Origin of the sequence: Paenibacillus timonensis, from assembly GCF_022427145.1 — a bacterium.
GTDB classification, from domain to species: domain Bacteria; phylum Bacillota; class Bacilli; order Paenibacillales; family Paenibacillaceae; genus Fontibacillus; species Fontibacillus timonensis.
In genome coordinates this window covers 93473-116219 of record NZ_JAKSXN010000007.1, presented here as the reverse complement: position 1 = coordinate 116219, position 22747 = coordinate 93473, and the positions used below count along the sequence as shown (strand labels likewise).

Here is a 22747-nt window from a genome sequence, read left to right as displayed (position 1 = left end):
GCGGAGCCCCTCCGCTTGTTACAACGGAGTGCCAATTTAAGCTTCTTCGGCTTCTTCCTCCTCCGCGATCAAGCCGGCAAACAAACCGTGTACGAACTGCTCGGAATCGAATTTTTGGAGGTCGTCCACTTTCTCGCCGAGTCCGACGAACTTCACCGGGAGGCTAAGCTCCTGACGGATGGCAATGACGATCCCACCCTTGGCGGTGCCATCCAGTTTAGTGAGCACCAGACCGGTTACGCCGCTCTTCTCGCCGAACAGCTTCGCTTGGCTGAGCGCATTTTGTCCGGTGGTGGCGTCTAGCACCATCAGCACCTCATGCGGAGCGCCCGGAATTTCCCGCTGGATGACGCGGTAGATCTTGTTCAGCTCCTCCATCAGGTTGGACTTGTTCTGCAGCCGTCCTGCCGTATCGCACAGCAGGATATCCGCTCCGCGCTGTTTGGCAGCCTGGACCGCATCGTACATGACCGCGGCCGGATCTGAACCGGCCTGTTGCTTAATGACGTCCACCTGGGCCCGTTTGCCCCAGACCTCCAATTGCTCGATCGCGCCTGCGCGGAATGTGTCGCCGGCGGCCAGAATGACCTTCTTGCCCTGCTGTTTATAGTAATGGGCCAGCTTGCCGATCGTCGTCGTTTTGCCTACGCCGTTGACGCCGACGAACAAAATGACGCTGATCCCGTCCGGATTCAAATGCATGTCGCTGTCTTCATCCCCGCGCAGCAGTTCGGTCAGCTTCTCCGACAGCAGCGGCTGCAGCTCGGACGCGTCCTCGATGCGGCGTTGCTTGACTTCCGCCCGCAGATCGTCGATCAGCTTCAGCACGGTGTTCACGCCAACGTCGGCACCGATCAAGATTTCCTCCAGCTCTTCGAAAAATTCCTCGTCGATTTTTTTGCGACGGGTCACGAGCTCCGTTACTTTTTCAACAAAACCTTTGCGGCTCTTCTCCAGCCCGTCCCGAAATTGTTTGGTGACGGATTCCGTTTTGGATGCAATGCTTTCTCTCAGTTTCTTAAAGAAACTCATAGGGAATATTTCCTCCTTCATCACTTCGAACTCATTATCGCATACCGCGAGGGTCCAGGCAATTTTCAGCTACCGCCGGGGCGTAAATAAAAACGTGGCAGGAGAGCCAAGCCATTCTCTTGACTCCCGAGCCACCGTAATTCGAATGTATCCTTGCGCCCTGCTTACGCGATTTCGACCGTCTCTTCATCCTCCAGCTTCACGGAGACCAGCTTGGACACGCCGCCTTCTTCCATCGTCACGCCGTACAGCACGTCGGCTTCTTCCATCGTACCTTTGCGATGGGTAACCACGATAAACTGGGTCTGCTCGGAAAATTCGCGCAAATACTGGGCGAAACGGGCCACATTGGCCTCGTCCAGCGCCGCCTCGACTTCGTCGAGCACGCAGAACGGCACGGGCTTCACCTGCAGAATCGCAAACAGCAGCGCCATGGCGGTTAAAGCCCGCTCCCCGCCGGAGAGTAGCTGCAGGTTTTGCAGCTTCTTGCCCGGCGGCTGGGCAACCACGTCGATCCCCGTATCCAGCAGATTGTCCGGATCGACCAGGATCAGATCCGCCCGTCCGCCGCCGAACAGCTTCGAGAAGACGATCACGAATTCGCGGCGGATGGCGTCAAACGTCGTTTTGAAGCGTTTGGACATCTCCTCGTCCATCTCGCGAATGACTTGGTACAACGTTGTCTTTGCTTCAACCAGATCGTCCTTCTGCTCACTGAGGAACTGATACCGCTCGGACACGCGATTGTATTCCTCAATCGCGCCGAGATTCACCTCGCCGAGCAAAGTGATCTGCCGCTTCAGCTCTTTGACGTCCGCTTGGGTTTGCGGCACGTCTTCCGGCACGGCGTAACGCTGCTTGGCCAGCTCGTAGCTGAGCTCGTAATCCTCGGACAGCTTGCGCAGGATGTTGTCCAGCTCTACGTCGAGGCGATTTGCCTGAATCTCCGTCTGGCGCAGCTGTTCCTCTACGGCCTTCAATCCCAGCCGCTGCTCCTTCGTCTCGCTTTCGCCTTCCTCCAGCTTCTTCACGAGCACGGCGCGCGAAGCACGCTCCAGCTCCAGTTGCTCGCCGGCACGTTCCTTCTTCAGCTTGAAGTCGTTGAGCTCTTCCCGTTGCTTGACGGTCTGCTCCTCGTTCTGCTGGAGGTCCGCTTCGATGGATTGGAGGATCGTGCGGTTTTGCCCCAGCTCGCGCTCTTGCACTTTGAATTCGTCCTCCGCACGGCGCAACTGTTCGCGGAGCGACTGGCATTCCTGATCCAGCTTGCCTTCCCGGACCTTCAGGCCGGTCAGCAAATCCTGCAGCTCCTCCTTGGCCGATTCGCTTGCTTTACGCGCGAATTCGGCGGCGCGGATGTTCTGCTGAACGGTTTGTTCCTCTTTCTCCAGCTCCACAAGGCGCTCCTCGGCAGCTTTCTTCGTTGCCTCAAGATCCTCGAGCTCTTTCAAGTAGTGGCCTTTCTCCTGGCCATATAACTCAAATTGCTCGGAGACGTGGCGCCACTCGTGATCGATCTGCTTCAGGTCGCCCGCGCAGGCTTGCTCTTCGACCCGCTTGGCGTCGCCGGCTTCGCGCAGCCGCGTCAGCTCGCTTTCCGCCTTGGCCAGCTGGCCGCGAAGGTCCGCCAGTCCTTTGCGCAGCTTATCCAACATCTCCTCGCTCTCGCGGATGTCGCTGGCGAGCTGGTCGAGTTGGCGCTTGCGGCCCAGCAGATTGCTGTTCTTGCGGTGCTGAGAGCCCCCGGTCATCGAACCGCCGGCATTCACGACGTCGCCCTCGAGCGTCACGATGCGGAAGCGGTATTGCAGCCGTGCGGCCATCTTGTTGGCCCGTTCCAAGTCGCTCGCAAAGACGACGTTGCCGAGCAGGCTGCCGACGATGTCCGCATACCGCGGCTCATAGCCGACCAGCTCCGCGCCGATCCCGACGAACCCGTCGGCTTCCTCCAGCTGTCGTTTATCCGCTGCGGAAATCTGGCGCGGACGAATGACGTCCAGCGGCAGGAACGTCGCCCGGCCCAGCTGGCGCTGCTTCAGAAAGGCGATCGCTTGGCGCGATACGGCTTCGTTCTCCATGACGATATGCTGCATGGCCGCACCCAGCGCCGTTTCCACGGCGAGCTCGAGCTTCTCCGGAACCCGGATCAATTCCGCAACCGCACCGTGGACCCCGGCCAACGCCGATTTTTTCGACGCCTTCAGCACTTCCTTAACGCCTAGGACAAACCCGTCGTAGTCGTCTTCCATCTCTTTCATCGTGTCGCGCCGGGAAACCAACGCTTCACGCTTTTGCTCCCATTTGCGGAGGTTGCTCTGACTCTCTTCGAGAAGCTTCTGCAGCGAATTCACGCGCTCGCTTTCCTGGATGTACTGTCCGCGCAAATCGGCAATCTCTTTGCCCAGCTTGTCCAGCACCTTCTCCAGCTCGGTTTTGCTCCCCTTGAGCCTTTCCAGCTCATCCGTCCATTTCACGCCTTCCTCTTCGGCGCGTTCCATGCGGCGTTTAACGCTATCCTTCTGCTGGTCGGCATAATGAATCTCGTTGCGCGATTGCGCCATCCGGTTCATGATGTCCAGCAGTTGGCCTTTCAAGCCTTCCTCTTGCGCCTGGCTGATGCCGCCGGTCACGCCGATCAGCTTCGCTTCTTCGGCCGCCAGTTCATTGCGCAGCTCGCTAAGCTGCTGCTCCGCTGCGGCGAATTTGGCCGCCAGCTGCTCCTTTTCCTGCTGCCGCTGGGCAAATCGCTCTTCGCTGACCTCAAGTGACTGACGCAGTTGCTCGCGGTTTTGGGTCAGGTTTTTGGCGCGTTCCTTCAGAACCTCTCCATAACCTTCGCTTTTCTCATAGCTTTCGCTATATTCAAGCAACTGTCCTTGCAGCAGCTCAATTTGGTCCTCGACCTGACGGAGTGCCAGCCGATCGCTCTCCAGTTTGGCATCATGCGCGGAGACGACGGTCGACAACGCCAGTTGCTCCTCTTGCAGTTTGGCCAGCTTGGCATTCGCCTCGCTCCACGATGCATGGATTTGCTCGATCTGATGCACGTATAACGAAATTTCTTTATTTTTCAATTGCTCGCGCAATTCCTTGTATTTGAGCGCTTTCTCCGATTGCTCCTTCAGCGGCTCGATCTGGTCTTCCAGCTCGGACACCAGGTCGTTGATGCGAAGCAGGTTCTGCTCGGTCTCGTCCAGCTTGCGGCGGGCGTCGCGCTTGCGGCTCTTGTATTTCACGATCCCCGAAGCCTCTTCGAAGATGCCGCGGCGATCCTCCGAACGCGTACTTAAAATCTCCTCGATCCGGCCTTGCCCGATGATAGAGTAAGCTTCCTTCCCGATCCCCGTGTCCATGAACAGCTCGGTGATATCCTTCAGCCTACAGGCCTGTTTGTTGATAAAATATTCGCTGTCCCCGCTGCGATGGACCCGCCGGGTGACCGTCACTTCGCTGAAGTCGAGCGGCAGCGCCTGATCGGTGTTGTCCAGCGTCAACGAGACCTCGCTGAAATTCACCGCCTTGCGCGCGTCGCTGCCAGCGAAAATGATATCTTCCATTTTCCCGCCGCGCAAAGACTTGGCGCTTTGCTCCCCGAGCACCCAGCGGATGCCGTCGGAGATGTTGCTCTTGCCGCTGCCGTTGGGTCCGACCACGGCGGTAATCCCGCGGACGAATTCCATCTCCGTTTTATCGGCGAACGATTTGAAGCCTGCTAACTCTATCCGTTTCAAAAACATACGTTCACTATCACCTCTACCGACTATTGTAACATACCCGAAGCCCCGGAGGACAGGCAAACCATGCCGTGCGGGAGCCGGGCATGACGCCTCTCTCGCTCGCTTGAAATCCCATTTCCTTTTTGCTAGTGTGATAGAAAAATCCAATCTCTTATATCGGTAAAAGGAGCGCCCTTGATGAGCATGAGGAAATATTCCTGCCTGACCGGCCTGTTATTAGCCGTAGGCGTTTGCGCCGGGTCCCTGTTAACGCCGGCGCTCCCAACGGCGGTCGCCCAGCAGACGCAAGCGGTGACCTCCGCAAACGTAACGATCGGTGGACAAGAGATCGTTTGGACCACTACGCCGCTCGTCTATCGCGGAGTGACATATGTGCCGCTGCGCGAAACTGCCGAGCGCCTAGGTGCGGAAGTCAAATGGAACACCGTCAAGCGCGCTGCCGAGCTGAGGCTCCACGGCGATACGATGTTGCACCGCGCAGGGACGGATCTGTTCAGCGTCAACGGCGACCCGATCCGAATGGAGTGGGCATCGTTCGATCGCGGCGGCGTCACCCTGGTGCCGATGCGGGCTTTGGCCGAGGTGCTGAAAGCAGAAGTCCGCGCCGGAGCGGCAACCGGAATCTTGCAGATCGACTTGATGCCGGACCCGGCAACGTTCAGCTCCCCCCAAACGGATGCGGCCGACCGCTACTTGATCGCCCAGCGTTACTCCGGCATCGCTTTGATCGCTAAAGGGGACCAGATCCTGCTGCGCAAAGGTTACGGTTATGATGGGGAGAACCACCTCGTTCGGGCCGATCGCAAATCCCGCCTCGGATCTCTGACCAAGTCATTTACGGCGGCGGCCGTGATGAAGCTGGCGGAGGAAGGAAAGCTGCGATTGGACGACACGCTGGACTCGTACTTCCCCGGTTTTCCTGCCGGGGATCGGATTACCGTTCACCTGCTGTTGTCGCACCTTTCGGGCATCAACCCCAATTTTCCGCGCGAAGCGGGCTTATCCTTGCTGGATACGATTGAGGCCATCCAAGCCAAACCGCTGCTGGTTGAACCGGGCAGCAAGTTCATTTACAGCAATAGCGGTTATGTCGTTCTGGCGGGGATTATCGAGAAAACCTCGGGGATGAGCTACGGGGAATATTTGAAGCAGCACTTCTTTGATCCGCTGGGTTTGAACGAAACCGGGGAAGCGAAGCCATCCGTTCCGGTCATCCAGGGTTACGTCAGCGCCGGAGATCAGCTATGGGCACCGGCCGGCCCTTATATCTCCCAGTCCGGCACCGGCACGCTGTATTCCACCGCCGACAACATGCTGACCTGGATCGCCTCATTCGAAACGGAGCGGGTCCTCCGCCAAACGTCCATCGCCCAAATGATGACTCCGTATTCCGAGAAGAACTACGGCTACGGCTGGATGATTCGCCAGGAAAACGGGGTTACGCGCGTCTTTCACAACGGCAGCGGCACCGGCTACGCCACGGGGATGTCCCGGGAGCTGGGTGGCGGCTACACCCTAATCCTGCTAGGCAACCATTCCGGCATGGATACACTGACGCTGATGACGGAGATTCGCAAGCGGCTGCCTTAGTACGAAGTCCAAGATGGCACAGGGCCAAAGATAACATGGAACTGAACTGATCCATCAGATCGGATCTACGGCATTTTTGCGCTAACGCTTGCCAGGAGGCTTATTTAGTCAAAAATCACGGAGTTTCGAGGCTAACGCTGACCAGCGAGCTTATGAACACCAAATCACCCCTCTATGGATAAAAAGACTGCTAATAAGCTCCCTCATAAGCGTTACAATTTACAATCCTCAATAAATACATCAATAGCAACGCTGATCAGCGTTAGAGCTCCACAGGAATACATGGGCTCAAAAAAAGGCCGTCCCCGTTTGGTCCGCATGACCTTGGGGACGACCTTCTGATTTAATTTCCATCAAGCTGAGTTTGATTCAGCAGCTCCAACGCCACGGCAGCCGCCTGCTGCTCGGCTTCCTTCTTGGATCTGCCGGTGCCCTGACCGAGCGGACGTCCTTCCATGCAGACCTCCGCGACGAATTCGCGCTCATGAGCCGGTCCCCGTTCTTCCACGATCCGGTATTCCAACGCGCCCATGCCATGATGCTGCGTCAGCTCCTGCAACTCCGTCTTGAAATCGCTGGTCGCCAGCTTGCCGTCCAGGGTCAATTTAGGGAAAACATGGCGACGAAGGAACGCAGTCACGGCTTCCAGGCCCTGGTCCAGGTATAAAGCGCCGATAAAGGATTCAAACACGTCTGCAAGCAGCGCCGGACGGGTACGTCCTCCCGTCAGCTCCTCGCCTTTGCCCAGCAGGACGTATTGTCCGAATTCCAGGTTTTCGGCGAACTTCACGAGCGACGGCTCGCACACGATGGCGGCGCGCAGCTTGGTCAACTCACCTTCGGGACGATCCGGAAATAACCGATATAAATGCTCCGAGACGGTCAACTCGAGAACGGCGTCGCCCAAAAATTCCAGGCGCTCGTTATCCTCGTGTTGGCTGAAGCGATGCTCGTTCACGTATGACGCGTGGGTGAAGGCTTGTTTCAGAAGCTGCCGATTTTGGAATGCCAGTTCAAGTTTTTGCTGTAACTGCTTCAGATCTCCATTCACCAGACTTAACCCCTTACGCTTCGTATTTCTTCATAATGATCGTGGCGTTATGTCCACCGAATCCGAACGAATTGGACATCGTGACGCGGACGTCTGCACGACGGGCTTCATTCGGAACGTAATCCAAATCGCATTCCGGATCCGGGTGCTCCAGGTTGATCGTTGGCGGAATGACCCCATGCTGCAGCGTAAGTCCGCAGATGACGCCTTCCACGCCGCCGGCAGCCCCAAGCAGGTGACCGGTCATCGATTTGGTCGAGCTTACGGCCAATTTGTAGGCATGGTCGCCAAACGCACGCTTGATCGCGATCGTCTCCGATCGGTCCCCGACCGGCGTCGACGTACCATGGGCGTTGATGTAATCCACTTCCTCCGGCGCAATGCCGGCATCGCGGATCGCCATCTTCATGCAGCGCTCCGGACCGTTCGGGTCCGGCTCGGTCATGTGGTGCGCGTCTCCGCTTAAGCCGTAACCGATAATTTCGCCGTAAATTTTGGCGCCGCGCTTCTGCGCATGCTCCAGCGATTCCAAGATCAGAACGCCGGCGCCTTCGCCCATGACGAAGCCGTCGCGTTCCAGATCAAACGGCCGGCTGGCTTTCTCCGGTTCGTCGTTGCGGGTCGACATCGCCCGCATCGAGCAGAATCCCGCCATGCCGGTCGGACGGATCGTTGCTTCCGCGCCTCCGCAAATCATCACATCGGCATCACCCCGCTGGATGAGCTTGTACGAATCGCCGATGGAATGAGTTCCGGTCGCGCACGCAGTCACCGCCGTCGTGTTCGGGCCCTTTGCCCCGAACAGGATCGATACATGGCCCGAGGCCATATTGGCAATCATCATAGGAATAAAAAACGGGCTGACACGTTTCGGACCTTTCTCCAGCAAAATGTTATGCTGGTCTTCCCAAGTACCGAGACCGCCGATCCCCGAACCGATCATGACGCCTACCCGCTCCGGGTCGGCCTGCTCGGCGATGTTAAGCCCGCTGTCTTTCATTGCGTTTACCGCCGCTGCAGTCGCAAACTGCACGAAACGGTCCATTTTCCGCGCTTCCTTCCGGTCGACATAATCCTCGGGATTAAAATCTTTCACGGAAGCCGCGATTTGTGTCGGGTATTCGCTGACGTCGAAGGCTTCGACTCTCGAAACGCCGGATTTCCCTTGAACCAGGTTATCCCATAGCGTATCCAGGTCTTGGCCGAGCGCCGTCACGACCCCCATTCCCGTTACTACTACTCTATGCTTCAAACACACTCACCTCGTATGGACTTCATGTGTACTTATCATTCTTGGACTTTAAGCACGAATGCTTGCAGAGGGTAAAGATGAGGAGAAGTCCCGCCTGCTATGTAGGAGGTACGGGACTTTGGGATGACATTAGGTATGAGATTGTATGTAGTTTACAACTTCACCTACAGTCGTAATCTTCTCTGCATCTTCGTCGGAAATTTCCAGATCGAATTCATCTTCCAATTCCATGACCAATTCAACTACGTCGAGCGAATCCGCACCCAAGTCGTCTTTGAAAGACGCTTCCAGCGTCACTTCGGCTTCATCAGCGCCGAGGCGATCGACCACAATGCGTTTTACGCGATCCAATACATCGGACATCCGGTTCACCTCCTCTTTGGTATTATAAGAGATTTGAAGTTAAAATGCCATAGAAGCGAAAGGCGCGATTTACATATACATTCCGCCGTCCACGTGCAGCGTCTGTCCGGTCATATAGGCCGCGCTGTCCGAGGCGAGGAACAGAACCACGCTTGCGATCTCCTCCGGCTGTCCCAACCGGGCCAACGGGATATCCCCGAGCAGCTTCTGGCGATATTCCTCCGGAAGTTCGCCTGTCATGTCGGTATCGATAAACCCGGGAGCAACGCAGTTCACGGTGATTCCGCGCGAAGCCAACTCGCGAGCCGATGCTTTCGTCAGGCCGATGACTCCGGCTTTGGCGGCGACATAGTTCGCTTGACCCGCGTTACCGAGCACGCCGACCACGGAAGAGATATTGATAATTCGCCCCGAGCGTTGCTTCATCATCGGACGCGTCACGGCTTTGATCCCGTTGAATACGCCCTTCAGGTTCGTCTCGATGACTTGATCAAACTCTTCTTCCTTCATGCGCATAATTAAATTATCTCTTGTAATTCCGGCGTTATTCACCAGAATATCGATCCGGCCCCACGCATCGAGCACGGACTTCACCATTTCCTCGAATTGCTCGCTGCTGCCTACATGCGCTTTGGCTGCGTAGGATTTCACGCCGAGCGCCTCGATTTCGGAAACGACGCGTGCGGCGGCTTCTTCATTCCCCGCATAATTCACGACAACGTCGGCTCCAGCCTCGGCCAAGGCCAACGCAATGCTACGGCCGATCCCGCGGGAAGCTCCCGTCACCAAAGCGGTTTTCCCTTGAAGCGGTTTGCTCATCGGTTCATCTCCTTTCGCCTTGTTTATGAGAGACATCCAAATCAAAACTCCGTCTTGCAAGAACTAAATCTCATCGCCATTCCTTGAGCCCAAGCGGCTCCTTTGCGGCGAAGGTAATTCCACAGGTTAAGTCTGCCGCCTTAATTGAAGGCTTCAGCCGTTTGCTCCAGGCTGTCCAATCCGCTGACGTTAAAGAGGCGGACCGATTTATCGATCTTCTTGATCAAACCGGTCAAGACGCTGCCGGGGCCGATCTCCACGAAAGTATCCACTCCCTGCGAGAGGAGCCAATTTACGCTATCCTCCCAAAGCACGGGTGAATAAACCTGGCGCACCAACAGCTCCGCAATTTCCGCCCCGCTCTGCACCGGACGGGCCGTTACGTTCGCGACGACCGGCACCTCGGCGTCGCGGAACGAGGCGACGGACAACCGTTCGCCCAGCCGTTCGGCCGCCGTCTTCATGAGGGAGGAATGGAACGGTCCGCTCACTTCGAGCGGAATCGCCCGCTTGGCGCCAATTTCCTTCACCCGTTCTACAACGAGGTTAACCCCTTCTTGGCTCCCCGACACGACGATCTGTCCCGGGCAGTTGACATTCGCCAGCTCAACAAGCGCACCGCCGGAGGTAATGTCCGCACACAGCTGCGCGAGCGCTTCGCGTTCGCCGCCAAGCACCGCAGCCATCGCGCCTTGTCCGCCCGGTACGGCCTGCTCCATATATTCACCGCGGGCCCGTACGAGCTTCACGGCATCCTCGAAGCCGAGAACGCCAGCCGCCGTCAGCGCGCTGTATTCCCCCAGGCTGTGACCGGCGACATAGTCCGGTTTGAGCCCTTTGGCCGCAAATGCCTCGTACAGCGCCACGCTCGTCGTCAGCAGAGCCGGCTGCGTGTTGGCCGTTTGCTTCAGCTCGGTGTCCGGCCCGTCGAAGATCAAGCCGCTCAGCGAGAAGCCCAGCTGTTCGTCAGCCGTTTCGAAGCGCGCCTGCGCTGCCGGCAACGCATCATATATATCCTTGCCCATTCCTACGCTTTGGGAACCCTGTCCCGGAAAAACAAAAGCGATTTTTCCCATCCTGTGCACTCCCTATCGATAAAGTCCGGTTGATCGCCTACAATCGTCTACGTTGGCGGCCGCGAAATCGCGCCTTACCACACCAGCACGGACGCGCCCCAGGTCAAACCGCCCCCGAAGCCGACCAGCAGGATAGTGTCGCCTTCCTTCATCCGTCCGTCTTCCGCCGCTTCCACAAGTGCCAGCGGGATCGAAGCGGCCGACGTGTTTGCATATTTATCCACGTTGATGACGCATTTCTCCTCCGGCAGGTCCAGGCGCTGCATCGCGGATTGGATGATACGAATGTTTGCCTGATGAGGCACGAACAGATCGATATCCTCTTTGCTCTTCCCGGCTTTGCGAAGCACTTCCTCGGTTGCCGTTCCCATTACGCGAACGGCAAACTTGAATACTTCGCGCCCGTTCATGTAGATATAATGCTTGCGATCCGCTACGGTCGCCTCCGAAGCCGGCAGCCGGGAACCGCCCGCCTCCAGCTTCAGCAATTCGCCGCCGGCGCCTTCCGCGCCGAGATCGAAGGACAAGAATCCGCGTCCTTCCGGCACCTCTCCAATAATGACAGCTCCAGCTCCGTCTCCGAACAGCACGCAGGTGTTCCGATCCGAATAATCCGTGATCCGGGACAACGTGTCCGCGCCGATCACCAGCGCGTTGCGATACATCCCCGTCTGGATAAAACCGTTTGCGGTCGCCATTCCGTACACGAAACCCGAGCAGGCTGCGGACAAATCGAAGGCCGCCGCTTTCTTCGCGCCGAGCTTATCCTGCAAAATGCAGGCCGTCGACGGAAACGCCGTATCCGGCGTAATCGTGGCTACGATAATCAGATCCAGCTCTTCCGCTTTAAGGTTCGCGGACTCCAGGGCACGAACGGCCGCTTCATAAGCCAGATCGGAGGTCGCTTGCTCCGGTGCGGCAATATGCCGTTCTTTGATCCCTGTACGCGAGACGATCCATTCGTCGTTCGTTTCCACCATTTTCTCCAAATCGGCGTTCGTCAACACTTTCTCCGGCACGTATTTCCCGGTTCCGATAATTCCTACCGAACGTAAATTGTTCACTCTCGTCACTCACTTCCCGCTGATTTCCCGTGCTATGCTCTCCGTCAGACTGCTCTGCAGGGCCGTGCGCGCCTGGCGTACGGCGTTTTTGATCGCGCCGCCGTCCGAGGACCCGTGTCCCTTCACGACCAAACCGCTAAGGCCGAGAAGCGGTGCGCCGCCATGCTCCTTATAATCCATCATCGTCTTCAAGCCGCGCAGCGACGGCATCAACACGGCTGCAGCCAGCTTATTTTTAAGGGATTTCGAAAATTCCTTCTTCAAAATCGAAAACATCGCCCCCGCCGTACCTTCCAGCGATTTCAGCAGAATGTTCCCGGCAAAGCCGTCGCAGACCAGCACGTCGCAAGCTCCGGTTAAGACGTCCCGGGCTTCCACATTACCGACGAAGTTGATCGGCATTGCCTCCAACAGCGGGAAAGCCGCTTTGGTTAACTCGTTGCCTTTCATTGCCTCCGTGCCGACATTCAACAGCCCGACGCGTGGTTTTGCGATCCCGTGGACCTTATCCCGGTAAACGCTGCCCATCAGCGCGTATTGCGCCAGGTGCTCCGGCTTGGCATCCATATTTGCGCCTAGATCGAGCGCCAAGACCCCGCGTCCGTCGAGGGTCGGAATCATCGGCGCCAACGCCGGCCGCTCGATTCCTTCCATCCGTCCGACCACCAGCAGTCCCGTCGTCATGAGCGCGCCGGTGTTGCCCGCGGAGATCATCGCCGCGGCTTCGCCCTCGCGAACGAGTCGTCCGGCCACGACCATCGACGCATCTTTTTTGCGACGAACGGCCTTAACCGGCTCGTCCTCCGCATCGATCACCTCGGACGCGTGGTGGATCCGCAAATTCGCCGGAGCGTCTTGCACCATCGGCTTCAGCACCTGCTCGTCGCCGACCAGAATGATCTCGATGTCGCCCCATTCCTTGGCTGCGGCCAACGCGCCTTCGACCGTGCTTTGCGGCGCGTGGTCACCGCCCATGGCATCAATGGCGATTTTCATGCTGACTTCCTCCTTCTGGATGGTCATCCCCGGTGGACCGGTAGATGACGAAATTCCCCTGAAATACCATTTCCTCGCCTACGTAAGTAAACACCTCGACCTTGGCTTTGCCTTTCTGGCCCGAGCTCGGCCGAACGTAAGCTTTCGCGATGCATTTCTCTCCTAAGTGAACCGAACGGATAAACCGGATGTCCGCGGAAAATGTCAAAGCGATTTCATCGTTGATGACGGCCACGGCCAGGGAATTGGCCTGCGCGAACACATGGTGGCCGCGGGCGATGCCCGTCCGGGAGAACACATGCTCCTCGCGGATTTCAAAGATGGAGATCCCGCTCTTGTCCAACTGCAGATCGACGATTTCCCCGATGACCTCGTGCAGCGGCAAAGAACGAACCTGGTCGTACGACCGTTCCGCCATCAGCTTCATCCGTTCCCGGAGTTCGGGGATGCCGAGCTCCATCCGGTCAAGCCGGATCGTCTGGATGCTGACCTTTAGCTGACGCGTCAGCTCCTGGTCCGTTATAAACGGATTGGCTTCTATCATTTGGATGAGCTGCTGCTGCCTCGCCCGCTTCGGCAAACGTTCGATGGGTATCCCCCCCTGATGATTAAACAACCCATAATGATGGTCTATCTATAAAATCAACGATTCGTTATATGTAAAATTTGGCGAAGTTCTTTAGAACCTGGTACTAAAATGTAGTATAAAGCATCCCGCCCCAAAAGAAAAGCGAAATTGCCATAAACCTCACGTGAAGCCAGGCCGGTGAAGACAAAAAAAATAGCACCTCACCGAAATGAAGTACTACTTTGAGTTGGATGCCTAAAGCTTATTGGCCGATGATTTCTCTCGATTTGTATGTTCCGCAAACTTTGCATACGTGGTGAGCAAGCTTCAATTCTCCGCATTGTTCACATTTTACCATGCCCGGCACAGCCAATTTGAAATGCGTGCGGCGTTTGTCGCGGCGCGTTTTGGACGTTCTCCGTTGAGGTACTGCCATGGTTCCCACCTCCTTAATCAAGTCAACCCAAACCGGGGTTTAATTCGTGTGTTTACTTGCTTATTTTTTGAAAAAATCGCCGAGCGCTGCGAGCCGCGGATCGATCACGTCCGTATTGCAGCCGCATTCCTGCTCGTTCAGATCTGTCCCGCAATTCGGGCAAAGCCCTTTGCAGGATTCCTGGCACAGGGCGGCATACGGAAGGTGAAGCAACAGCGTTTCTTCCACATACGGCACCAGATCGACCTTGTCGTCGGCGACATATTGCAAGTCTTCGTCTTCTTCCTGCGCCTGCATGTCCGTCTCGGGATCATCGCTTTGTTTGAAGCTTTCCGCAAACTCCGCTTGTACAGCCCGTTTCAGGGGCTTCAGGCACCGGGAACAGGTCATGTCGAGCTCCGTCGTCAGCTTGCCTTTGACGTTAACAACGTCTCCGTCGGCAGCTTCCGCTTGCAAATCGACCTGCAGCGGACTGATCGCGGTAATATCCCTGCGACCTTTAACGACGCGGCTAACGTCCAAAGTCTGATGGATCTTCACCGGGGCTTCGGACGAGGTTACCTGACGCAAATTCATAAACATCAGCATCACTCCAAACAAACAAAAATTATTATACCGATTTTAAGTAAGTTTTGTCAACAATAAAGCTGTTATTCCGGTGAAAACGCTGCGGACGCTCCGTTCTCTTAGCTCCGTGCCAAATTCATGGTATATTCATAGGGGAAAGATTCCTCCAAAAATCCCTGGAACCCAAGGAGTAGAACCCTTTGAACATCGTAGGTATCATTGTGGAATATAATCCGCTGCATAACGGTCACGCCTATCATTTCGCCGAAGCCAAACGGCTTACCGGTGCCGATGCGGCGATCGCCGTCATGAGCGGCGATTTCCTGCAGCGCGGCGAGCCGGCGCTCGTCGACAAGTGGGCACGGGCCGAAATGGCCCTCCGCCTGGGGGTCGACGTCGTGCTGGAGCTGCCGGTCGCCTATGCGGCCCAGCCGGCCGAGTGGTTCGCCTACGGGGCCGTGGCCCTGCTCGAAGCGACCGGCGTCGCGACGCATCTGTGCTTCGGCAGCGAAGCCGGCGCGCTTACGGCGCTGCAGCCGCTGGCCGAGCGGCTGGCCGCCGAACCGCAGGCGCTGCGGGCGGCCATCGCGGAGGAGCTCGCCACCGGGGCGAGCTACCCCGCGGCCTACGCCGCAGCGGCCGCGCGCACGCTCAGCGGCAGCGCCGCCGATGCCGCCGCAGCGCGATCGCTGTTGGAGCAGCCCAACAACAGTTTGGGGCTGCACTACCTGATCGCGCTGCGGCGGCTGGGCAGCGGCATCGCGCCGGCCACCGTCCGGCGCCGGGCCGCAGGGCACGGCGATGTCGCGCCGAAGGACGCGAGCATCGCCAGCGCCACCGCCGTGCGGCGGCTGATCGCCGGCGGCGGCCTCGACGCGGCCGCACCGTATCTCCCGCCGGACACGGCGGACATCCTCGCCCGCGAGTTCGCGGCGGGACGCGGGCCCGTGACGTGGGAGAGCTTGGCCGCGCCGCTCTTCCACCAGCTGCTCCTGGCTACGCCGGAGCAGCTCGCCGCCCTTCACGAAGTGACGGAAGGGCTGGAATACCGAATCAAAAAAACGCTGCCCCGCCTGTCGAACCCGACCGTCGCCGAGCTGCTCACGCAGCTCAAAACGAAACGCTACACGCATACGAAGCTGCAGCGCACGCTGCTGCACATTCTCTTGCAGCATCCCCGCGAGCTGCTGGCGCCAACGGCGCTAGCCCAAGGCCCGGGTTATCTGCGCGTGCTGGGCTTCAGCGCTGCCGGGCAGCAATTGCTGAAACGGATGAAGCAAACGGCCCGGTTGCCGATCATCACCCGGGCCGCCGAGCTCGATCATCCGCAGCTCGCCCTCGACATTCGCGCCGCCGCCGCCTACGCGAACGCCATGCCGCAGCGCCGGACGGAGGAACTGCAACGCGAGTACCGTCAGTCTCCCCTTCGCTTGGAAGAACTCTAAAGGCAAGAAGGGGAGACCGGCTCGGCCCCGCTTAGGCTTCATGTAGCCTTCGGCTCCAGCGAAGCTAAATAATTCAGGGCGTCGTCCAGCTTCTTCACCGGGACCAGCTTCATCTTCGAGCCGATTTCCTCCGCTTTCGCCTTCGCGTCTTTATAGTTTGCCTCCGGCACGAAAAATATTTCCGCCTTCTCCCGGTCCGACGCCACGATCTTGAACTGGACCCCGCCGATCGCTCCAACGGTCCCGTCCTCGGCGATCGTGCCGGTGCCGGCCACACGGTAGCCTTTACTCAAATCGCCCGGCGTCAACTGATTGTAGATTTCGAGCGTAAACATCAAACCGGCGGACGGGCCGCCGATCCGCGTATCGGCAAATTGCACTTCCTTGGTCGGATCGGCCGCTTGCACCTTGCGCAGCTCGCCAACCGTCACGCCCAAGCCGGCTTTCCGGCCTCCGTCGGCCGCCGGGATCTCCACAAGCTCCGCTTGAAGGTCTATGGTTTTGCCGCCGCGCTCCAACCGGAGGTTCACCCGATCCCCCGGTTTATCGTCTTTCAGCAGGAGCCCGAGATCCTCAAACCGTTTCACCTGCTGGCCGTTCACTTCACGAATGATATCGCCGGAATGGAAGTCCCCTTTCGGCGGGTTTTCTTTGGATAAGCCGACAATGAAGACATACTCCGAGACGACGTCGTATTTGACGCCCGCCTTATGGTAAGCAGCCATGATGGCGTTCGATTGGGAGCTGCTCATGTAATAACGCTGTTGGGTTTCATATTCCTCATCATTGCGGTCCGGTTCCTTTCGGACGATTTCGGCATGTTTGTTGAAGCGGGCGGTTGCCAGCATCCACACGTTGGCGTAACTGACCGAAACCGTCGTCAGCATAAACGTCCCTTTTTCCTCCGCATCCCCCGACTTGATCGAAACCATTGGTTGGATTTCCTCCGCCGTCCCCGGTTGATTGATCATATACGGGGTTGACATGTATACGACAACATAAACGATCACCGCGATCGTCAGGACGTACAGCCCTGATTTGATCGCCTTGGCTCTGGATGGTCGCATCCCGTTCTCCTCCCTTCCTGTGCACGGCAAACCTTCGGCTTCCGACGGCTCGCCTTCCTTGTGATGCCGGCTCCATGAAACCGGTAGTCTGTCCTTAGCGGCTGATGCATAGCATGTACTATACGCTGATTTGCTATCGGTCTTTATCTAATGACAAAGAAGGTGGAACTATACATATGAATTTCCGACGTTTGGCCGCCAGCCCGCTTTCCACGTTGTTAACCGGATTTTTGGCCGTCTTGGTCGTCATCTGCGTCGTCTATGCCCCCGGCGAAGCGTTTAAAGCTTCCGGCGAGGGCTTGGCCATCTGGTGGCGGATCGTGTTTCCGGCCCTGCTGCCGTTCGTCGTTCTGTCGCAAATGCTGCTTGCCGCCGGGTTTGCCCACGGACTTGGCGCATTGCTTGATCCCTTTACCCGCCGCATTCTGGGGTTGCCCGGCTCCTTCGGCTGGGTGCTGCCGCTCGGCATGACGGCCGGATTCCCTGCCGCGGCGGAAGCGGCGGTCACGCTGTATAAGCAGGGCAAAGTAACCGCAAGCGAAGCCGAACGCCTCGCGGCCGCGGCCCATTTCTGCAGCCCGATGCTGATTGTCGTCGTCATCGGCGCAGGGTTCGTGGGCCGTCCCGATTTCGGCCTGCTCCTGTTGGCCGTGCATTGGGCGGCCGGGTTGGCGGCCGGCGTCACGCTGCATCTGGTGTTCCCGGACCGCTCCGGTTCCAATACTCCCGACACGGCGAACTCGGGCGAAGCCCATTCCCGCGTTCCTTTGCTGCGTCTTGCCATGCGCCGCATGGAGGAAGCCCGCCGCGAGGATGGCCGCAGCTTCGGCAAACTGCTGGGCGACTCGGTTACTTCCGGTGTTCAAACGCTGATGATTACCGGAGGGTATATGCTCATTTTTGCGGTCGTCATCCACGTGATCCTGTTGGCTTTGCCCGACCAGGTTTTTGCCGTCGCCGTGAAAAGCGTACTGGAAATCCACCTGGGCTCCTATGCGATTACCGGGCCGGCTTCGTCCCTTCCCCCGGCGCTTGCCGCTTCCCTGTTAGGAGCGGCGCTCGGGTGGAGCGGTTTATGCGCTTATCTGCAGGTGCGGGCGATCCTTGGACCCGCCGGCATCGGCGAACGGTCGTTTGTGCTGAGCCGCCTGCTGCATGCGGCCTACGCTTATGTCCTCACTTTGCTGCTGTGGAAGCCGTTCACCCGTTGGCTGCCGGGCGTGCTCCCGGCCTTTAGCGGAGGCAAGCCTGCCCCTTTAGGTAGCGACACCCCGTCCGCCACGCTGCCTGGTTGGCAACAAGCGTTCGGGGTGATGGAATGGCAGCTATGGATGCTGACTTTGCTGACGTTTGGCTTCGTGTCCATCGCGCTCCTATGGCGGCGTCAAGACAGACTCTAATCCGGCCGGGTCCTTAGCTCGGCCCCAGTTTTTCCTTGAACTTCCCGCGCAGCGCCTTCTCCACCTCCGGCGGAACGAGATCGCTGACATCTCCGTGGAAACTGGCGATCTCCTTGACGACGCTGGAGCTCAAATACGAATATTTCGGGTGCGTCATCATAAAAATCGTCTCAACGTCGCTATTCAGCTTATGGTTGGTGGAAGCCAACTGCAGCTCATATTCGAAATCGGTAACGGAGCGGATGCCCCGGACGATCACATGGGCTTGCTTATAATCCATGTAATTGACCAGCAGATCCCGGAAGCTGTCGATCTCCACGTTCGGCAGATGTCCGGTGACTTCGGCGAGCAGCGCCTTTCGTTCATCGACGGTGAATAACGGTTTTTTGCTCAAATTGTTCAGCACCGCCACGATCAGTCGGTCAAACTGGCGCGAGGCCCGCTGGATAATGTCCATATGCCCTTTCGTTACGGGGTCAAAGCTGCCCGGATAGACCGCCACCCGCGGTTTCCGCTGTTCGTTCATGTTGTTGCTCCTCCTTGATCGTCGGTTTGAACCGCGTTCGGCTCGGAATCGTAGGCATAAATCGAAACGGCGGTTTCCCCATATTCCGCTTTGCGCATTTGTCGGAAAGGCCCAAACCGTTCAGGATACGCATACGAGGATTCGTATTCGAGCACGACCGTCGCCTGCGGCGCGAGCAACTGCAGCTCGTCCATCAGCACCATCAGCGCATCGCCGTGTTTCAAGCGGTATGGCGGGTCCAAGAACACCAGGTCGAATGCCGCGCTTCGTTTCGCGAGGGCTTTCAGCGCCCGCTCGGCGTCGTTTTTGTACACTTCGGCTTTCTCTTCGAACCCGGTTGCTTTCAAATTCTGCCGGACCGTTTCAATGCTTTTGAATTCTTTATCGATAAAAACGGCCTTATCCATGCCGCGGCTTAGCGCCTCGATCCCGAGACCTCCGGTACCCGCAAACAAGTCCAGCGCTGCGCCTCCGTCAAAGTACGGCCCGATCATGCTGAATATCGCTTCTTTCACTTTGTCCGTTGTTGGCCTTGTCCCCATGCCGGGAACGGCTTTGAGCGATCTGCCCCGGGCGCTGCCCGAAATGACTCTCATCGGTTTGTTCACACACCTTTATATGCCTGGAAAATTCCTGTCGATATCGTACCATAATCCGCCTTGGAATGAAAAACGAAAAATATCATACAAATTTTTGCGGTCGGAGGTATAAAACCCCCTTGCCCGGACAAACTTAGATTATCGACATCACCAAATGTCGTAGACAACCGCGGAGAAGACTTACGTTTCCCCATAAGCTCTTCGTCCGGTTTCTCCTCTCCCATGATGGGCGTCCCGCAAGGGATGCCCGGACAAAAGCCCTTGTAGTAAGGTTTCCTACGAGGGCTTTTGTCCTTTTTTTATTTGAGCCCAAGCTTCTGCAAGTGGCGATCCTCCAGCTCCTGTCGCAAGCTTTTCGCTACTTCGCTGGAAGATGCCGGAGCAACCAGCCAAACCTCCGCTTCGGGAAACTGCTGATTCGTAAGCTCGGGAGGAAGCTCCGACTGGGGTAAGGACCAAGCCAGGCGCTCCAAATCTCTATCGAAATAAACCGGCCCTTGATGATTGATGTCCTTACCTTCAAAATGAGTCGAAGGATACCCGTTATCCAAAAACATATCCGAGTAAACCCGCCCGTTAATCTCCACAGTGCCTTTAAATTGATCGTCTCTCTTGTCGTAATAACCGTCGAACTTGATTCGAACCGGCGGTGAGAATGCAAGGTCCTCCTCCAACCAGGCTATTCCCTCCAGGGTTTTTGTCATCTTCACCGGAGATACGTTCTCGATATACCACCAGGTATAGATGGCCGCAAACAGGACCAGTCCTACAGCCGCAGTTATCCATAACCCCTTGCGAATCGAACTCCCTCCTTCACGGCGGTTCCTTCATCTGCCAACCCATCGTACCACCGGAAAAGTCGGAATACAACCGCACGGGTCATGTCGATCCAAACCGGTAGTTGCGCTTATCCCTTTCTGTCAAACAACCCCCGGCGGTGCATCACGGTGATGATCCGGTAAAAATCAACGCTGCCCTGCTCCGGGTTCTTCAGCAGCGGATCCTCTTTACTATAATTCACCGCAGCTGCCACCGCTTCCTTTGCCCAGTCGGGAATGCCGGGCCGGGTCCATTTCTCCAGGTCGGCGATTTGCTTCGCCTGCGCGCGAACCGTTTCCTGGAGCGATTCGAACTGCTCCTTCTCTTCCGCGGTCATCGGTTCATCTCCCTTCGCTTCATCATATTGGGTCAAGTTAAAGGTATCCATTAAACGAATCAGCTTGCTCGCATATTGCGGGTCCGAGGCATACCCGGCCGAAGCGACAGCCCGCGCCGCCTCTGGCCCCGTCTTCCGAACCGCCCCGGCATAGCGGGCAGCCGATAATAAACGGGCATGGTCGGCGATCGACTCCGCCCAGGACCGATATTTGCGGAAGGCGGCGTTAACCGTCACCGTTTTTCCTCCCCGGTATTCGGTTGTGGGTACGATCAAGCTTCCCGCCGGACCGCTGCCTTTGAGCCCGAACAAATTATGGCCCTCAACGGCCAATCGGCTGGCGCCCCAGTTCGATTCCAAAGCCGCCTGGGCGATCGTCAGCGAGGCCGGAATCCCGCTTTCCTCCGAGCTGGCGAGGGCAAGGGGAGCGATTTTACCGATAAACTCGTTTTTGTCCATTCGCGATCACCTCCACCTATAGTTTATGATCCCCTTTGGACGAGGGATTGGACCTTTACCTTGCCGGTTCAAGGATGCATAGCCGCAGGTCCGAAGGGTAACCTAACGATGGTTTCACAACCTAACCTATCTCGAGGAGGATTTTCAGCTAATGTACAACAACGTCAGTCAGCAAATTCGCGAAATCGAACAAACGATGCGCCAATTGGAGCAGCAAACCCGTCAGGCCACGATGATGTACCAGCAAATGCTGCAACAGGAGCAGCAAAACGCGATGCAGTTGGAGGAATTGGCGCAGCGCGAGCGCAGAGCGGTACAAACCATCCAAACGGCGCTGCATGGGCATCAAACGGCAATGCAACAGTTCCAACGCGTGGCGCAAATCGCGGGACAGCTTGAACACAGCGTAAACTCGATGTCCGGGATCGGCACAAGCTATTCGCAGCCGAACGTTGGTCAAACCTCCTACAGCACGCAAGGCATCGGTCAAAGCGGCTTCAGCGGCGGCAGCATCGGAAGCTTCGGCTCCGCCATCAACAGCCACATTCCGAGCACGCCAAGCGCCGGTTCGCTAAGCTCCATCGGTTCCGGGTCCGTTGGCTCCATGAGCTCCATGGGGTCGGGTGCCGCAGGCTCCATGGGTTCCATGAGCTCACAGGGCACAGGCTCGATCACCGGCACAGGCTCGGTCGGCTCCGCAGGTTCGATGCGCAGCTTCCAATAACGAGAAACGGTATTCAGCCGCCTCCACGGGCGGCTGTTTCTCATTTTTTGCCTCGTCCTCCTTCCCCTGTGTTATAATTGGAAATTATGATGTCATGGGTGGGGGACTTGAATGAGTAAGATATTCCTGTTTCTGTTCTTATCTTGGCTGCTGGGCAATCCTTTTCTCGCCATTCTCGTTTTGCTATTGATCCTTTACTTCATCGATCGGCGTTATGTCGGATTATTTCCGAGCCTGGGCAAGCCCTTGAAGCGCAGCCGCAGCATCTCGCGGCTTCGGCAGCAGTTAGCCGCCAGCCCTTTCGACGTTTCCGCCAAACGCGAGCTTGCCCGCTTGCTGCTGGAACGCAAGAAATATGCCGAGGCGCATCGGCTGCTGGAAGAAGCAAAGGACGCCTCCGAGACGTCGGCGGAATTTTGGGATGATCTAGGGACGGCGTGCTTGGGTCTCGGACGGATCGACGAAGGCGAAGCGCATATTTTGCATGCGTTAAGCTTGAATGAACGGGTGAAGTACGGACAACCTTATTTAAGGTTGGCTTCCGCCTTCCGGGAACAAGACCCGCAGAAGGCGCTGCAATACGCCGCCCGGTTCGGCGAAATCCAATCCTCATCCAGCGAAGCTTATTACTTGCTTGGCAGCCTTTATCAGTCTTTGGGCAGCAAAGAGGAGGCCAAGCAGGCCTTTAACGAATCGATTGCGGTCTATCGCTCCCTGCCGAAATATAAGAAGCGCCAGGAGCGAAAATGGGCGCTGCGCAGCTTCCTTAAGCGCGGAACGTTGGGGTAAGGTTTACGATGAAAAAAAGAACGCCGGCTTC

The 22747-nt window shown here is 57.3% G+C and carries 22 protein-coding genes; 5 read left to right on the top strand and 17 right to left on the bottom strand.

All coding sequences use genetic code 11. The annotated features are described in order from the left end of the window. Nucleotides 1-36: 36 nt before the first annotated feature. Nucleotides 37-1032: a signal recognition particle-docking protein FtsY gene (ftsY, locus tag MJ257_RS04430; protein WP_240268094.1), complete on the bottom strand. Its 996-nt coding sequence runs from the start codon at nt 1030-1032 to the stop codon at nt 37-39. 164 nt (nt 1033-1196) lie between these two features. Next, nucleotides 1197-4769 carry a chromosome segregation protein SMC gene (gene smc / locus MJ257_RS04425; protein WP_240268093.1) on the bottom strand — a complete coding sequence of 1191 codons (3573 nt, stop codon included), beginning with the start codon at nt 4767-4769 and terminating at the stop codon, nt 1197-1199. 177 nt (nt 4770-4946) lie between these two features. Between smc and MJ257_RS04420 the strand changes: the two genes are divergently transcribed. After that, on the top strand, nt 4947-6359 hold the full coding sequence (locus tag MJ257_RS04420) for a serine hydrolase domain-containing protein (RefSeq protein WP_240268092.1): 1413 nt from the start codon (nt 4947-4949) through the stop codon (nt 6357-6359). A 343-nt stretch (nt 6360-6702) separates the two neighbouring features. On the opposite strand, the gene rnc is transcribed toward MJ257_RS04420, so the two are convergent. The 10 genes from rnc to MJ257_RS04370 all read right to left on the bottom strand — a co-directional run bounded on the left by rnc (nt 6703) and on the right by MJ257_RS04370 (nt 14566). Next, a complete protein-coding gene (gene rnc, locus MJ257_RS04415) occupies nt 6703-7410 on the bottom strand; it encodes a ribonuclease III (RefSeq protein ID WP_240268091.1) in 708 nt (235 codons plus the stop codon). 13 nt (nt 7411-7423) lie between these two features. Then, the gene (gene fabF / locus MJ257_RS04410) at nt 7424-8662 is read right to left on the bottom strand and encodes a beta-ketoacyl-ACP synthase II (RefSeq protein WP_240268090.1); all 1239 of its coding nucleotides are present in this window, start codon (nt 8660-8662) and stop codon (nt 7424-7426) included. 129 nt (nt 8663-8791) lie between these two features. Beyond that, nucleotides 8792-9025, bottom strand: coding sequence for an acyl carrier protein (gene acpP / locus MJ257_RS04405; RefSeq protein ID WP_018750834.1), 234 nt, complete (start codon nt 9023-9025; stop codon nt 8792-8794). A gap of 69 nt (nt 9026-9094) precedes the next feature. Continuing rightward, nucleotides 9095-9844: a 3-oxoacyl-ACP reductase FabG gene (gene fabG, locus MJ257_RS04400; RefSeq protein ID WP_240268089.1), complete on the bottom strand. Its 750-nt coding sequence runs from the start codon at nt 9842-9844 to the stop codon at nt 9095-9097. Between the two features lie 140 nt (nt 9845-9984). After that, entirely contained in the window at nt 9985-10920 is a 936-nt protein-coding gene (gene fabD / locus MJ257_RS04395; RefSeq protein ID WP_240268088.1) for an ACP S-malonyltransferase, read from the bottom strand. Between the two features lie 74 nt (nt 10921-10994). After that, the gene (locus tag MJ257_RS04390; RefSeq protein WP_240268087.1) at nt 10995-11984 is read right to left on the bottom strand and encodes a beta-ketoacyl-ACP synthase III; all 990 of its coding nucleotides are present in this window, start codon (nt 11982-11984) and stop codon (nt 10995-10997) included. Nucleotides 11985-11993: 9 nt separating this feature from the next. After that, the gene (plsX, locus tag MJ257_RS04385) at nt 11994-12980 is read right to left on the bottom strand and encodes a phosphate acyltransferase PlsX (RefSeq protein ID WP_240268086.1); all 987 of its coding nucleotides are present in this window, start codon (nt 12978-12980) and stop codon (nt 11994-11996) included. Continuing rightward, the gene (gene fapR, locus MJ257_RS04380; protein WP_240268108.1) at nt 12964-13560 is read right to left on the bottom strand and encodes a transcription factor FapR; all 597 of its coding nucleotides are present in this window, start codon (nt 13558-13560) and stop codon (nt 12964-12966) included. The genes plsX and fapR overlap by 17 nt, the downstream gene beginning before the upstream one ends. Before the next feature lie 250 nt (nt 13561-13810). Next, nucleotides 13811-13984, bottom strand: a complete 174-nt coding sequence (gene rpmF / locus MJ257_RS04375) for a 50S ribosomal protein L32 (protein ID WP_009222962.1) — start codon at nt 13982-13984, stop codon at nt 13811-13813. 60 nt (nt 13985-14044) lie between these two features. Beyond that, nucleotides 14045-14566, bottom strand: a complete 522-nt coding sequence (locus tag MJ257_RS04370) for a YceD family protein (RefSeq protein WP_240268085.1) — start codon at nt 14564-14566, stop codon at nt 14045-14047. Between the two features lie 185 nt (nt 14567-14751). Between MJ257_RS04370 and MJ257_RS04365 the strand changes: the two genes are divergently transcribed. Next, the gene (locus tag MJ257_RS04365) at nt 14752-15996 is read left to right on the top strand and encodes a nucleotidyltransferase (RefSeq protein WP_240268084.1); all 1245 of its coding nucleotides are present in this window, start codon (nt 14752-14754) and stop codon (nt 15994-15996) included. Between the two features lie 38 nt (nt 15997-16034). Here MJ257_RS04365 and MJ257_RS04360 read toward each other — a convergent pair whose 3' ends face one another. After that, nucleotides 16035-17063, bottom strand: coding sequence for a SepM family pheromone-processing serine protease (locus MJ257_RS04360; RefSeq protein ID WP_240268083.1), 1029 nt, complete (start codon nt 17061-17063; stop codon nt 16035-16037). A 176-nt stretch (nt 17064-17239) separates the two neighbouring features. Between MJ257_RS04360 and MJ257_RS04355 the strand changes: the two genes are divergently transcribed. After that, entirely contained in the window at nt 17240-18463 is a 1224-nt protein-coding gene (locus tag MJ257_RS04355) for a nucleoside recognition domain-containing protein (RefSeq protein WP_240268082.1), read from the top strand. Nucleotides 18464-18476: 13 nt separating this feature from the next. Here the strand turns inward: MJ257_RS04355 and coaD are convergent, their stop codons facing one another. The 4 genes from coaD to MJ257_RS04335 all read right to left on the bottom strand — a co-directional run bounded on the left by coaD (nt 18477) and on the right by MJ257_RS04335 (nt 21203). Further along, a complete protein-coding gene (gene coaD, locus MJ257_RS04350; RefSeq protein WP_240268081.1) occupies nt 18477-18989 on the bottom strand; it encodes a pantetheine-phosphate adenylyltransferase in 513 nt (170 codons plus the stop codon). After that, nucleotides 18986-19585: a 16S rRNA (guanine(966)-N(2))-methyltransferase RsmD gene (gene rsmD / locus MJ257_RS04345; RefSeq protein WP_240268080.1), complete on the bottom strand. Its 600-nt coding sequence runs from the start codon at nt 19583-19585 to the stop codon at nt 18986-18988. The genes coaD and rsmD overlap by 4 nt, the downstream gene beginning before the upstream one ends. Before the next feature lie 302 nt (nt 19586-19887). Beyond that, nucleotides 19888-20298, bottom strand: a complete 411-nt coding sequence (locus tag MJ257_RS04340) for a hypothetical protein (RefSeq protein WP_240268079.1) — start codon at nt 20296-20298, stop codon at nt 19888-19890. Nucleotides 20299-20495: 197 nt separating this feature from the next. Further along, a complete protein-coding gene (locus MJ257_RS04335; RefSeq protein WP_240268078.1) occupies nt 20496-21203 on the bottom strand; it encodes a glycoside hydrolase family 73 protein in 708 nt (235 codons plus the stop codon). A 151-nt stretch (nt 21204-21354) separates the two neighbouring features. On the opposite strand from MJ257_RS04335, the gene MJ257_RS04330 reads away from it, so the two are divergent. Beyond that, nucleotides 21355-21927, top strand: a complete 573-nt coding sequence (locus tag MJ257_RS04330; protein ID WP_240268077.1) for a hypothetical protein — start codon at nt 21355-21357, stop codon at nt 21925-21927. 111 nt (nt 21928-22038) lie between these two features. Continuing rightward, the gene (locus tag MJ257_RS04325) at nt 22039-22716 is read left to right on the top strand and encodes a tetratricopeptide repeat protein (RefSeq protein WP_240268076.1); all 678 of its coding nucleotides are present in this window, start codon (nt 22039-22041) and stop codon (nt 22714-22716) included. Nucleotides 22717-22747 lie beyond the last annotated feature (31 nt).

Coding starts and splice junctions, on each gene's coding strand:
- MJ257_RS04335 (WP_240268078.1), bottom strand. CDS start 21,203: ATGGACAAAAACGAGTTTATCGGTAAAATCGCTCCCCTTGCCCTCGCC.
- rsmD (WP_240268080.1), bottom strand. CDS start 19,585: ATGAGAGTCATTTCGGGCAGCGCCCGGGGCAGATCGCTCAAAGCCGTT.
- coaD (WP_240268081.1), bottom strand. CDS start 18,989: ATGAACGAACAGCGGAAACCGCGGGTGGCGGTCTATCCGGGCAGCTTT.
- MJ257_RS04330 (WP_240268077.1), top strand. CDS start 21,355: ATGTACAACAACGTCAGTCAGCAAATTCGCGAAATCGAACAAACGATG.
- fabD (WP_240268088.1), bottom strand. CDS start 10,920: ATGGGAAAAATCGCTTTTGTTTTTCCGGGACAGGGTTCCCAAAGCGTA.
- plsX (WP_240268086.1), bottom strand. CDS start 12,980: ATGAAAATCGCCATTGATGCCATGGGCGGTGACCACGCGCCGCAAAGC.
- MJ257_RS04355 (WP_240268082.1), top strand. CDS start 17,240: ATGAATTTCCGACGTTTGGCCGCCAGCCCGCTTTCCACGTTGTTAACC.
- acpP (WP_018750834.1), bottom strand. CDS start 9,025: ATGTCCGATGTATTGGATCGCGTAAAACGCATTGTGGTCGATCGCCTC.
- smc (WP_240268093.1), bottom strand. CDS start 4,769: ATGTTTTTGAAACGGATAGAGTTAGCAGGCTTCAAATCGTTCGCCGAT.
- MJ257_RS04325 (WP_240268076.1), top strand. CDS start 22,039: ATGAGTAAGATATTCCTGTTTCTGTTCTTATCTTGGCTGCTGGGCAAT.
- fabG (WP_240268089.1), bottom strand. CDS start 9,844: ATGAGCAAACCGCTTCAAGGGAAAACCGCTTTGGTGACGGGAGCTTCC.
- MJ257_RS04370 (WP_240268085.1), bottom strand. CDS start 14,566: ATGTTTATGAATTTGCGTCAGGTAACCTCGTCCGAAGCCCCGGTGAAG.
- ftsY (WP_240268094.1), bottom strand. CDS start 1,032: ATGAGTTTCTTTAAGAAACTGAGAGAAAGCATTGCATCCAAAACGGAA.
- MJ257_RS04420 (WP_240268092.1), top strand. CDS start 4,947: ATGAGCATGAGGAAATATTCCTGCCTGACCGGCCTGTTATTAGCCGTA.
- MJ257_RS04360 (WP_240268083.1), bottom strand. CDS start 17,063: ATGCGACCATCCAGAGCCAAGGCGATCAAATCAGGGCTGTACGTCCTG.
- rpmF (WP_009222962.1), bottom strand. CDS start 13,984: ATGGCAGTACCTCAACGGAGAACGTCCAAAACGCGCCGCGACAAACGC.